Genomic DNA, 11,412 nt, shown 5'->3' on the forward strand with positions numbered 1-11,412 from the left:
CAACGAAAAAGCCCGAATCAAACTGACTCGCCTTTATCCGAATTTATAGATGGTACAGGGTACTAGCCGCATGAACCAATATGGAGGAAAAGGTCACAATCAATCAAGTGTGCGACCGAAGTACGACATGGAGCAGTTGAGATCTTCTCCTGAATTTATATACACAGCTCATACTATCACGAATAGATTAAGAGCTTCCTTAGTTTTCTCTGAGAGCATCAAAGAGCACTTGCAGGACTTCCTCGCCGTTCTGGAGGGATATGAATGAATTTTACTCACCCGCTATTCAAGAGGACACGAAGAACAAGGAGGAAAGAAGCATGAAACAATCGAATGTTCCGAGTCCGCAGGACGACAACGCTGAATCCACAAGAATTTCAGCTCAATCCCCATTCCGCAACATATGTATGATGCCCCTCGATCAGACGAGGAAAGACCGCTCCCCTGTCCTGCCCTAACAAGCGAATATCGGAATCAGAGCGCAGCTTGATTCCTTTTATGTCTTGAAAAAAGCATCATGATGCTTTTTATCAATTCCATGAGAACAACAGTAACTATCGATGATACTGTGGAAAAACGGTTAAGGCAGTATGCCGGAAAGCATTCGCTTAAATTCAAGCAGGCCTTGAATGAGGTATTGCGGAAGGGTTTGGCGGAAGCTAACAAACCACAAACAACCAAGCCTTATAAGACAAAGCCCAAAATGGTTGGCCTCAAGTCAGGTCTGAATTACGACAATGTAGCGGAATTGATTGAACAGGTCGAAGGTCCGTCATTTCAATGATTCTGGTCGACGCAAACTTATTGTTTTATTCAGAGGACGCCTTGTCTCCCAAGCACAACGAAGCTCGTGCCTGGTGGGATAAAACACTTTCAGGAGAAGAACAAATCGGATTGGCATGGATAACCTGCATGGCCTACATCAGAATCTTTACGAATCCCCGTGCAGTGCAGTCACCTTTGAGTATTGAAGAAGCAACCCTAACAGTGGAGAGTTGGCTTTCACAACCTGTCGTGCAAATTGTCGAACCCTCGACTTCCTTTTGGAGTATTTTGCAAAAGTTACTTGTTGAAAGTCAGGCGGTCGCCAACCTGTCCTCGGATGCCTACTTGGCAGCCCTCGCCATCGATCACGATTGCGAACTCTGTTCCACGGATGCCGATTTTTCTCGATTCAAAGGACTTCGATGGCGCAACCCATTAGAGGGTTAACCGGCGGGCATCATATGAAATCCCCATTCCGCAGTATACGCATGAAGCTTTTCCTACTTCGCCAAGGCTCCGAAGGACACGTCATCTCAGGTAAACTCCTTCGTTACTTGGGGTATACCGTGGGCGAAATCGCGTTGATCATCATCGGGATCATGATGGTGCTGCAGCTGAACAACTGGAACGAGGACCGGAAGGCGCAGGTGGAGTTTGATGCGTATATCCTACAACTTAAAGCCGACATAGCACACGAGGTAATCCTAAACAAAGAAGTTACCGAATTTACTGTCAGCAGTGCAATAAAGGCGCACTCCATTATACGCTTTATCGAACGAGATACGAATTCCGACGAAGAATTAGAGGCTTTTGAAGGAGACCTCAATCAATTGGGCAACTTTCGGAGAGAACAACTCAACACCGGCCTGTTGGGCAAGCTAATGAATGGGAAAACCCAAGTGATAAGTCGTGACCCTTTTCTTTACAAGAGAGCAATGGAATTGATGGCCCAATTGAACCTTCAAAGGTCAGTGCTAAATAATGTTTCGAACGACCTGTATAGCTATAGAGCACTGCTGCCAAAATACATTGGACCCCGCCATTTAATAGTTCCGGAAATGCGCCAACGTTATGACTAGGAAGAATTACGAGACTCTATGGAATTCTTGAATTTGACCCAAAGCATTGTAAGACGATCGGGCCAAATGGATCGGCAGCTTCAAACCATCACCGAGGAGTTAGAATGTTCCGAGCTTCACGCGACATCGACCTACCGAGCCGCAGGCGACATCCCACTTCGCCAAGGCTCCGAGGGACAGGTCATCTCATCATATCTTTTTATCGGCAGATTACTCGTATTACTCCGACATCTCCTTTCTTAAGGCTGTCAATCTATCCTTCCTGGCAACACTTTCCATCATCCAAACTTTCCATCGTTTCTTTAATTCTCTTCTCAACATTTTGTGGGACTTCAATGATCTCATAGAATTCGTCGATGAAGTCCAGGGCCTCTGCACGGGCCTTGTCATCCAAAGGCTCAAAATTTTCCCACAGATCGTAAATTGAAGCTTTCTTACTTTGATAAAGAGCAATTGTTTTCTCTAAAATTTCGTCCGTAACTTCCACGCCCAAATAATATCGGTGAGTTACCTTATTGACTCCTTTTTCCATCATTCCCGAACTGGGGTTTGCATAAGGAGCATTAACAATTCCGGACATATCGAAGTCGTATGGGACCGGTAGATGACCTCTCGATCCATCTTCGAATGAAAAGGCTTTCCCATTGTGGCAGCATTCCTCATGGCTGGCGAAAAAAGTGAAGTCGGCATTGGACACGAAGTACTGGAAAAGTTCCGCCAAACACAGTTCCTCCATATCATAAAGCGAGGGTAGGATGAAACGGTCTTTGATATGCTTAACCCTCAAACGTTTTTCCAGGGAATCCGTATGTTCGATCAGGAACGCCACTTGAGATTCTTTTTTATAATCGCTCCGAGTATCTTCGTAATCGATACGTGCTAAACGAACGCGGAAACTATTATCGGTAAGCAAATTGTAGGTCTTGTAGGCCAGATACTCCCGGTAAATGTAGGCATCGAAAGAATTCTGGTTCTCCCTGCAATGCGATACCACTTTAATCCTGTCCTGCCCTTCAAAAACGGTTCCATCCACCTGCTTTTTCTTAAAGTTCACCCAGTAGGGTGGAAATGGACAAATTTTCTCCTGACGTCGAAAGTTGCCCCGCGCCATTATTTCGACGTCGAGAGCTCGTTCAGTCCCATCGTTGTCTTTAACAAATACCTGGGTGCCTGTCAGCCATTCCGGGTCATCACCACGCTGAGCTTTTAGGAAATGCAACGGACCTACGATTCGCATTTCAACCGGATCATCGGATTCAAATAGCGGAACTGCCTGGGCCGGGATGGATACCAGACTTAAACAAATCACGGAAACAACCATGCGGAGCAGAGAGTTCACGGATTTAACCTAAGTGAAAGGTTAACCGCGTGTCACTGGTATTCCATATTGAAAGATCTTTCCTGCATGTTACTGCGACGTCCCTCGGAGCCTTGGCGGAGTGGGTTTTGCGGATGGATGAGAAGGCGCGGAGCACTTATTGAAGAATGAAAAGATTAAAAAACGTACGGGGCTACTTTCTCATGCGTTGTATTACGGGAGAGAGTGTCAGGGAAATTTGTCGATTAGAGCCTGTTGATTGAGTCACAGCCAAGCTAGTGAGGCAACCGATGCGGATCAAGTGGGAAGTTAATAGAGGGGCGGGGGACGTGAGGCGATCCCGCTTCGCCCCAAGGGCTTCGCAGGACAAGGAAGGCGGGGGACGAGGGACGTTAATAGACGGGGCTGATCCTCCTTCGCCCGATTAAGTCGGGATTAGGGCGTGACATGGGGACGAGGTGGCGTGGTGGAGCTAAGCACCCCGCTGTTCGGTCTTGAGCACAAAGTGCAAGAGCGGTTTCTTCAGTCCTCCGAGGTGTCTCGCCATAGCCCTTGGGCGGCGGCGGAAGCTGAAAGCGACGGATAAAAACCGCGATTCGTGAACCCCGGATTCCCGACTAAATTCGGTTCTACATTTGTTTTCGATGAATATCACCCCATAGAAAGAATCGGACCCGGATGGGATGGGTATTTCCTTAAAGGCAAAGAAACGCCCCAAGCGAACCCCTCAGATCGCTTGGGGCTATGTATTGGTTGTCGCTCTCCAAGCAACAACTCTCCACGCTCTCTTTCCCAGCCCAATTAAGGGCTATGGATTCAAGATTTTTATAAGCTATCACTCTGAGCCAGGATTGCAAACTTGAAGAGTGATTTCTGGGATAATCCTTCTCCTCAATTTTCCCACCTTCTTTATTTATAAAAAACAGGGGCGATGTCCGCCTTCGCCCCTGAATAATTAATCAGTCTATCGGAATCAGCTTTAACAGCAAAATTATTGGCAAGCCTCGCACTCTTCGCCATTTCTCATGGCTTCGATGCTACAAGCATTTTTCTCCTCTTCGGTAAATTTCTTCTCCGTGTCCTGAGCCACAAGACCTCGAATTTCTTTCTTCGACTTGATAGTCGCTTTTTCGATATTTGAGGCACCCAGGGTTCGTAGGTAGTAAGTCGTCTTCAAGCCTTGTTTCCAGGCCGCGCGATACATGTGAGACAAAGCCTTCAATTCCGGTTTGGGCAGGAAGAGATTAACCGATTGCGATTGATCGATCCATTTTTGTCGACGTGCGGCGGCGGCGATCAACCATTTATAGTCGATTCCAAATGCCGTGGTATACTTTTTCTTCAAATCATCTGGTATGGCTTCGATGTCCTGGATCTCACCATCGAAGTACTTCAAGTTGTCCAGCATCTCCTGATCCCATAATCCTTCTTTCTTTAGGTCACGGACAAGGTGCGCGTTCAACACAATGAAATCACCCGAAAGGTTGCTCTTAACAAAAATGTTTTTGTAAGACGGCTCAATACACGGTGACGTGCCGGTGATGTTTGAAATAGTGGCTGTCGGAGCAATCGCAAGCACGTTGGAGTTGCGCATACCCTGCGTTTGAATCTTCGTTCGAAGTGAATCCCAATCCATACGACTTGTTCGAGGAACATCGACCGTCTGACCTCGTTCATCTTCCAACATGTCCAGGGTGTCCTGTGGAAGTAGCCCCCGGTCCCATTTGGAGCCTTTAAAGCTGCTATATGACCCACTCTCCTTGGCCAAGTCACTGGACATCTCATAGGCGTAGTATGCGATGGCTTCCATGAACTCATCGTTGAACTCGACGGCTTCTTCGGACGCAAATGGGATATTTTTCTTAAAGAGAGAATTTTGAAGTCCCATAACACCCAAGCCAATGGGACGGTGGCGTTGGTTAGAATTCCGCGCTGCCTCTGTTGGGTAGAAATTGATATCGATGACGTTATCAAGGGCTCTCACAGCCGTGCGAATCGTGTTACGCAATTTCCGGTGGTCGATGTTGCCATCGTCCTCCAAATGATTGTCGAGAATGATAGATCCGAGATTACAAACAGCCGTTTCATCGGCCCCTGTATTCAAAGTAATTTCCGTGCACAAATTGGAACTATGGATTACTCCTGCGTGGTCCTGGGGGCTACGAACATTACAAGGATCTTTAAAGGTGATCCATGGATGACCTGTTTCAAAGATCATTTTCAGCATCTTCTTCCAAAGTTCGATGGCTTCTACTTTCTCGCCCCAGATTTCTCCGGTCTCAACTTTGGCTTCGTATTCGATATATTTTTTCTCAAACGCCTTACCGTAAATATTATGAAGATCCGGGACTTCGTTGGAGCGGAACAGAGTCCAGTTTTCCCGAGATTCCATACGCTTCATGAACAGATCCGGAATCCAATTCGACGTATTCATGTCGTGGGTGCGGCGACGCTCATCGCCGGTATTTCGACGCAACTCTAGAAACTCGATTATATCGTTGTGCCAGGTTTCCAGATAAGCACATCCCGAACCGCGGCGCTTGCCTCCTTGGTTCACCGCGACCAATTGGTCATTGTGAAGTTTCAGGAACGGGATGATACCCTGGCTTTCTCCGTTGGTGCCGTTGATGTAACCGCCTGTGCCCCGGACCGCAGTCCAACTCCCACCGAGTCCGCCTGCCCATTTGGATAGGTAGGCGTTCTCGGCGATACCGCGTTGCATGATTCCTTCAATGGAATCATCAACCCAGTACAGGTAGCAGGACGACAGTTGGGAGTGTAGAGTACCTGAGTTGAACAAGGTTGGAGTGGATGAGCAGAACCGGCGGCTTTTATACAGCGTATAAAGTGAAATGGCTTTTTCTTCTTTTTCTTCCTTCTCGTCGACAAAGAGACCCATAGCAACCCGCATCCAGAAGATCTGGGGCGTCTCCATGCGGCGGTGCTTGCTGTCGGTTTTGTCAACGATGAGGTAACGATCGTAAAGGGTTTGAATTCCCAGGTAATCGAAATCGAGATCAGCGGCTGGGTCGAGAGCTTCAGCTAATCTATCGATATTGAATTCCTTCAAACGAGGAGAAAGTCTTTTAATTTCAATACCATGTTTCAGGTAGTGTTTGAAGTAATCTGCATGAAAACGTTTCAATGAACGGATGCCGTCCTTAACAATATTCCATCCAATGACTTCTTCGTAGATATAGGTGCTAAGTATTCTTCCAGCAAACTTGGCAAAATCGGCGTCCTTCTCGATTAAGGATTTGGCGTTAAGAATAATTGTCTTTTGGAGGTCGGCCAACGAGATTTCATCGAACAGAGAACGTCTCAGCTCGGCTTCGATTTCCTCCTCTACCATATCGATCTCGAGACCGATCATAGCGTAGCGGATGCGCTCCTTGAGATCGGCACCATCCCAGAAAAAAGTATTACCATCGAGGTGTTTTACGACCACCATCGAGTTTTGCTGGGGATCAATCGCTTCTGTTACCGGCTCGCCTTCTATTTCGCGCAACATTGAGCGCTGGGCACGATAGAGAATGTAAGTCTCAGCAACTTTGAAGTGACCGGCTTTCATCAGCTCCTCTTGAGCAATATCCTGGACATCTTCGATATGAATGAATGTCCGGCGCGAATCTCTAACCCTAAGCGATACGGCTTGAGCAACATCAATGGCTGGGGAAGAGTCTTTTTCCAATGAAAGGAACGCTTTGCGGATCGCGATTTCCACCTTATTTTCGTTCCACGGAACTACCTGGGTATTACGGCGAATCACCTTACAAGTTGAAGCTGGCTGCTGAACCTGTATGAGATGAGATCGGTTAATAACGAGGCTTTTGGCAACATCGTGCGCGTTGTGGTCAACCAGCGTTTTCTCGATTTCGAGATTCAACGCTCGTTGGGTTATGAGATTCGCAGCCCCTGGCTCCTGAGGAATATTAAGGAGGTGCTTCGCCACTTCGCGGGTGATGTTAGCAACGAAATCCTGATTTTTTTTGTTAAAGACGTCCTGGTCCTCGCGGGATGCAAGGAGATTGGTCAGTGCGTTTCCAACCATATCAGCAATATCAGCCAGGTCGATATCTACAGTACCTTCCTGAGACTCGATCTTCAAATCCGGCTGAACAAGCCGATCGTCGGTAAGCACTTCGCGCCAATTGAATTTCGATTTTCCCAGGTGGTTGTCTTTTACGATTTTTTTGAGCGCTAAGTCTTCTTTGAGAGCAGATGTGCGATTAAGCATGAAAGGAGAGTGTTCGGTATTAGCAGTTAGAGTTCATCGTCATCGCCCTGTTCAAGGGCAGATGCTTTTTGGTATTCAGTCACGCGGCCTTCGAAGAAATTTTGTTCCTTCTGAATATCCATCATTTCGGCGAGCCATGGGAACGGATTCGTAATACCTGCATTAATGAGGGGCAGGCCTACTCCTTCCAATCTTCGGTCAGCAATATAATCGATATACTGCATAAAGTCTTCAGCGCTTAGACCCAATGCGTTTAAAGGAAGGCAATCGCTGATAAATTCTTTTTCTAAAGCAACCGCTTCGCGCATGAGGTTAACACACTCATCGCGGAAGTCTTCTGTCCATACATCGGGATTCTCCGAAACAAGATCCATGAACAAATTGCGAAGGAGCTCTATGTGGTTTGATTCGTCGCGAAGTGTGTAGCGAAACATCTGTCCGATACCAGGGAATTTGTTCTGACGGTAAAGAGATAGAACCATTCCGAATAGCCCGTAAAATTGTGTTCCTTCCATGCACTGACCGAAGACAAACATGTTCTTTGCCAGCAGCTGTTTGTTTGCTGTTTGGGTAAGGTCAAGATCTCGACGAAGGGAGCGGGTGGTCTTGGTAACAAACTCATTTTTCTTAAGGATCGTGGGGATGTCCTCAAACATGGCCTCACATTCGTGCGGATTGATCCCCAAAGAGCTGATCATATAGAGGAGGGAATCGGCGTGGATGTTTTCTTCGTGGGCATGACGGCCGAGAACCAGCTTGAGCTCCGGAGCGGTGACACGCTCACGAATCACGTGGAGAATATTATCTCCAACGATACCTTCGGCAGCTGAAAAATACCCCATGCACATGCGGATGATCCAACGTTCGCTATCGCTCAAAAAGTCCTTAGATTTCCATTGCTCGATATCTTTGTTCATTGGGATATCCTCTGGCTCCCAATGGTTTGACTTCATGTTACGATATAGATCGTAGGCCCACTTATATTTGAGTGGCAACAGATTGAAGGTCATGGTGTCACGACCATTTATAATCTTTTTGGCGGCGTATGCGGCTTCGGCTTTTGATTCGTCCAAGACAAAAGTCTTATTTCCGATAGTAAATATTTTGTCCATTAAAGCAGAAAGAAACAGAGAATAGTTTAGAATAAAGTTCAGGATACGGGACTCTCAGAGAGCATAAGAATACCAGGGAAAGTGAACGTTCGATAGAGACTGAATAGGTAATGAGTTAAGTTGGACTGAAAGATCCGACTATCCCCATATGTTGTGTGGGAAATTTATGGTAACCCCTATATATTGTGTCAATGGATTTTAGTTATTAACATACTCAATTAGTACCTAAGTTGCTGACAGTGGCTGATTTTAAAATTTTCACACAATTAATTCACAGGTTCTTCCCAATTTTAACGATTAAAACAACCTCGTTTCGTAAGACCCTTATTCATCAATATGATAGACAAAAATAAGTTGATTCCCGTGTAACTATTCATCCTCCAAGGGGATTTATGATGCATGGAAATAACAGCGAGTCTATTATCCGCTTGGCAGACACAAACGAAGCCCGTAGGGAGGTGGGAATTGTCTGAACCTATTCCAATACCCATCGATGAAGATATCCGGCTCATGTTTGAAGTGGCTGCCGGAGATTCGAAAGCGCTACGGCAACTGATAGACAAGTGGAAGAAGCCGCTCATAAACTTTTTCTACCGCTCGCTTGGATCCTACACAGAATCAGAAGATTTAGCCCAAATTGTTTTTATCAAAATCTATCGAGCCGCAGCACGCTACGAAGCCCGCGCCAAATTCTCGACATTTCTGTTTCACGTTGCCCGTCGCGTTTTGTTGAATGAATTCCGACGGAAGGGACGTAAACCGGTTGATTACGTGGATCCACAGGAATTCCACTATGAACAGAGCGAAGACCCAGAGGTGAAACGACGACTGGTCGAAATCGAAGAAGTTTTCCAAATAGCGATTGAGAAGCTGCCGGAAAAACACAGATCAGCTATCCTTCTATACAAACAACAACAACTCAGCTATCTGGAGATTGCAGAGATCATGAAGGCAAGCGAGAATGCTGTAAAAACCTGGATCCACCGTGCGCGTGCCCAGCTGAAAATTGAAATGGAGGAACTCCGATGAAGGAAAAGAAACGTCCTATCAGCGATGACGAGTTGGATGCATTGCTTGCAGGCCATCCCATCATTCCGGCTGAAACTTTTGCGGAGCGCACGTTTATCATGGTTCCGCCTGTCGACGAAAAAGAAATCGAAAGTTTGTTGTCCGGCCAATTCATTTCGGTGAATCCCGACTTCACCGAACGCACACTAACCCGCATTGAAAACAGTAAATCCGCCATGCTTTTTGAAATCCCGGCCATGCGATGGCTGGTCAAGAGCGGCATGGTAGCTGCCATATTATTAGTGGGAGTATTTAGTTACTCCGTATGGCAAAACCAAAATCCTAATAATGCGCCACCATATGTCGTTCAGACAAACTTTGCAGAAATGAATTTCGAGGAGCTTCTTTACTTAGAAGAAACTCTACATTCTGCAAAAGTTCTCATTGAGCTGGAGAAAACAGTTCCCTTATATTATTTACTGGGAGAGGCCGATTCATGAAACACAGTCCAAACATTATGAAGTCCAGATTGAGTAAGCGATTAGCCGCTTGGCTGATGGTAGCACTTATTTCAACTGCAACCGCCCTAAGCGGAGCGGATGAAAAAAAGGAAGCTGAAGCCAACGTTGAGGATCTAGCTAATTTGAAGGAACTTCTCAAATTGCCAAAGGAAGATCTGCAGCGTGTGCGTTTGACCTTGGAGTCGATCGAGAAGATGACACCCACCGACCGTAAGAATGCTCTCCAACGCATTCAGAATTTGAACAAGATGCCCACGGAGCAACGGAAGGAAACCATAGATCATTGGAATGAGCTGAGCCCAGAAATGAAAAAGGCTTATTTTGATTATCTGAGAGAGTTGTCTGCAGCTGAACGAACCAAGTTTAAAGCCCTACCTTGGGACAAACAGATCGAGCAGCTCAAAAAAACCTCGAAAAAATAGTAATCGCGCATATTGAATTTCAGGCCGAAATTGGGTTAAGCTCAATTTCGGCCTTTTTCTTTTGCCTGAAAGGTTTTAGCTTGTCGCAACACATTAAAATAACTCCTCCACATTATGACATTACCAAAAATAGGATTTGTAGGCGTAGGACGCATGGGCTTCAACATGGCGGAGCGCTTGCACGATTGTAATTACCCCATTGCGGCGGTCTATGATCTCAATCTTGAGATCGCAGAAAGCCTTGCTGAAAAAACTGGAGCGAAAGCTTGTCAGCAGCTGAAGGAAGTTTCTCGGCTTGCTGATATCATCTTTACAGTCGTTTCAGATGACGCGGCTATGAGGCACATTTTCTACAACGAGGAAGACAACCTTCTGATGGAGGCGATAGGGAAAACTTTTATCAACTGTGCAACTCTGAGCCCATCGATACACGTAGAGCTGCAGAAAGCTTGTCATGATGCGGACGCACAGTCTCTCGAAGCTTGTATGGCATCAAGCATACCACAGGCACGGGCAGGAACCTTGTACCTTATGGTCGGTGGCACGGAGATCGTGTTCACCGCGGTGAAGGATCTTTTGGAAAAGTTAAGTACATCCCTGAGGTACGTCGGTCCAGCAGGATCGGCTTCTCAAGTAAAGGCACTCGTAAATATGGTGATGAATATTAACACCGCCGCCTTGGCTGAAGGCCTCGGGCTCGGGCAAGCTTTAGGACTCGATTTAAAGATGCTCTGCGAGATCTTTGCGCAAACGGGAGCCAATTCGCGCGTTCTGGAAACCGATGCCGCGGATATGCTAACACGGGATCACGACTGTTATTTTTCTGCTGAACACGCGGCCAAGGATTCCGGGATCGCTCTCGCTTTAGCAAACGAAGCAGGGATTCTGAGCCTGCCCCGAAAAATGGGAGACATGTTGTGCTAAACAATGCATAAAATGAGAACAATGAG

11 protein-coding genes are annotated in these 11,412 nt (G+C 46.5%); 8 read left to right on the forward strand and 3 right to left on the reverse strand.

The genetic code is table 11. The features are described from left to right. Positions 1–538 precede the first annotated feature (538 nt). From O3C43_22440 to O3C43_22450, 3 genes are read left to right on the forward strand one after another with little or no spacing between them, the layout of a single operon-like run. The gene (locus O3C43_22440; GenBank protein ID MDA1069252.1) at positions 539–784 is read left to right on the forward strand and encodes a DUF2191 domain-containing protein; all 246 of its coding nucleotides are present in this window, start codon (positions 539–541) and stop codon (positions 782–784) included. After that, positions 781–1,212 (forward strand): type II toxin-antitoxin system VapC family toxin, encoded by a 432-nt coding sequence (locus tag O3C43_22445; GenBank protein ID MDA1069253.1) that lies wholly within the window; start codon positions 781–783, stop codon positions 1,210–1,212. Before O3C43_22440 ends, O3C43_22445 begins: the two co-directional genes overlap by 4 nt. A gap of 14 nt (positions 1,213–1,226) precedes the next feature. After that, positions 1,227–1,844: a hypothetical protein gene (locus O3C43_22450; GenBank protein ID MDA1069254.1), complete on the forward strand. Its 618-nt coding sequence runs from the start codon at positions 1,227–1,229 to the stop codon at positions 1,842–1,844. A 253-nt stretch (positions 1,845–2,097) separates the two neighbouring features. Here the strand turns inward: O3C43_22450 and O3C43_22455 are convergent, their stop codons facing one another. Then, positions 2,098–3,183, reverse strand: coding sequence for a hypothetical protein (locus O3C43_22455; GenBank protein MDA1069255.1), 1,086 nt, complete (start codon positions 3,181–3,183; stop codon positions 2,098–2,100). A 421-nt stretch (positions 3,184–3,604) separates the two neighbouring features. Between O3C43_22455 and O3C43_22460 the strand changes: the two genes are divergently transcribed. Then, positions 3,605–3,748 (forward strand): hypothetical protein, encoded by a 144-nt coding sequence (locus O3C43_22460; protein ID MDA1069256.1) that lies wholly within the window; start codon positions 3,605–3,607, stop codon positions 3,746–3,748. Between the two features lie 405 nt (positions 3,749–4,153). On the opposite strand, the gene O3C43_22465 is transcribed toward O3C43_22460, so the two are convergent. Both O3C43_22465 and O3C43_22470 read right to left on the reverse strand, forming a co-directional pair. Continuing rightward, positions 4,154–7,399, reverse strand: a complete 3,246-nt coding sequence (locus O3C43_22465) for a ribonucleoside-diphosphate reductase subunit alpha (protein ID MDA1069257.1) — start codon at positions 7,397–7,399, stop codon at positions 4,154–4,156. A gap of 26 nt (positions 7,400–7,425) precedes the next feature. Then, positions 7,426–8,511, reverse strand: a complete 1,086-nt coding sequence (locus O3C43_22470) for a ribonucleotide-diphosphate reductase subunit beta (GenBank protein ID MDA1069258.1) — start codon at positions 8,509–8,511, stop codon at positions 7,426–7,428. A 465-nt stretch (positions 8,512–8,976) separates the two neighbouring features. On the opposite strand from O3C43_22470, the gene O3C43_22475 reads away from it, so the two are divergent. The 4 genes from O3C43_22475 (at position 8,977) to O3C43_22490 (ending at position 11,386) form a co-directional block, all read left to right on the forward strand. Further along, complete coding sequence (locus tag O3C43_22475) at positions 8,977–9,540, forward strand: RNA polymerase sigma factor (protein ID MDA1069259.1); 564 nt, start codon at positions 8,977–8,979, stop codon at positions 9,538–9,540. Continuing rightward, positions 9,537–10,019 (forward strand): hypothetical protein, encoded by a 483-nt coding sequence (locus tag O3C43_22480; protein ID MDA1069260.1) that lies wholly within the window; start codon positions 9,537–9,539, stop codon positions 10,017–10,019. The genes O3C43_22475 and O3C43_22480 overlap by 4 nt, the downstream gene beginning before the upstream one ends. A gap of 17 nt (positions 10,020–10,036) precedes the next feature. Further along, positions 10,037–10,462: a DUF3106 domain-containing protein gene (locus O3C43_22485; protein MDA1069261.1), complete on the forward strand. Its 426-nt coding sequence runs from the start codon at positions 10,037–10,039 to the stop codon at positions 10,460–10,462. Between the two features lie 114 nt (positions 10,463–10,576). Further along, the gene (locus tag O3C43_22490; protein MDA1069262.1) at positions 10,577–11,386 is read left to right on the forward strand and encodes an NAD(P)-dependent oxidoreductase; all 810 of its coding nucleotides are present in this window, start codon (positions 10,577–10,579) and stop codon (positions 11,384–11,386) included. The last annotated feature ends 26 nt before the right edge of the window (positions 11,387–11,412 follow it).

It is taken from the genome of Verrucomicrobiota bacterium (assembly GCA_027622555.1).
In the GTDB taxonomy this organism is placed as follows: Bacteria; Verrucomicrobiota; Verrucomicrobiia; order Opitutales; family UBA2995; genus UBA2995.

Excerpts from the sequence above, each read along its gene's own strand:
- O3C43_22470 (MDA1069258.1), bottom strand. The coding sequence starts at position 8,511 with ATGGACAAAATATTTACTATCGGAAATAAGACTTTTGTCTTGGACGAA.
- O3C43_22445 (MDA1069253.1), top strand. The coding sequence starts at position 781 with ATGATTCTGGTCGACGCAAACTTATTGTTTTATTCAGAGGACGCCTTG.
- O3C43_22440 (MDA1069252.1), top strand. The coding sequence starts at position 539 with ATGAGAACAACAGTAACTATCGATGATACTGTGGAAAAACGGTTAAGG.
- O3C43_22490 (MDA1069262.1), top strand. The coding sequence starts at position 10,577 with ATGACATTACCAAAAATAGGATTTGTAGGCGTAGGACGCATGGGCTTC.
- O3C43_22465 (MDA1069257.1), bottom strand. The coding sequence starts at position 7,399 with ATGCTTAATCGCACATCTGCTCTCAAAGAAGACTTAGCGCTCAAAAAA.
- O3C43_22485 (MDA1069261.1), top strand. The coding sequence starts at position 10,037 with ATGAAGTCCAGATTGAGTAAGCGATTAGCCGCTTGGCTGATGGTAGCA.
- O3C43_22450 (MDA1069254.1), top strand. The coding sequence starts at position 1,227 with ATGAAATCCCCATTCCGCAGTATACGCATGAAGCTTTTCCTACTTCGC.
- O3C43_22480 (MDA1069260.1), top strand. The coding sequence starts at position 9,537 with ATGAAGGAAAAGAAACGTCCTATCAGCGATGACGAGTTGGATGCATTG.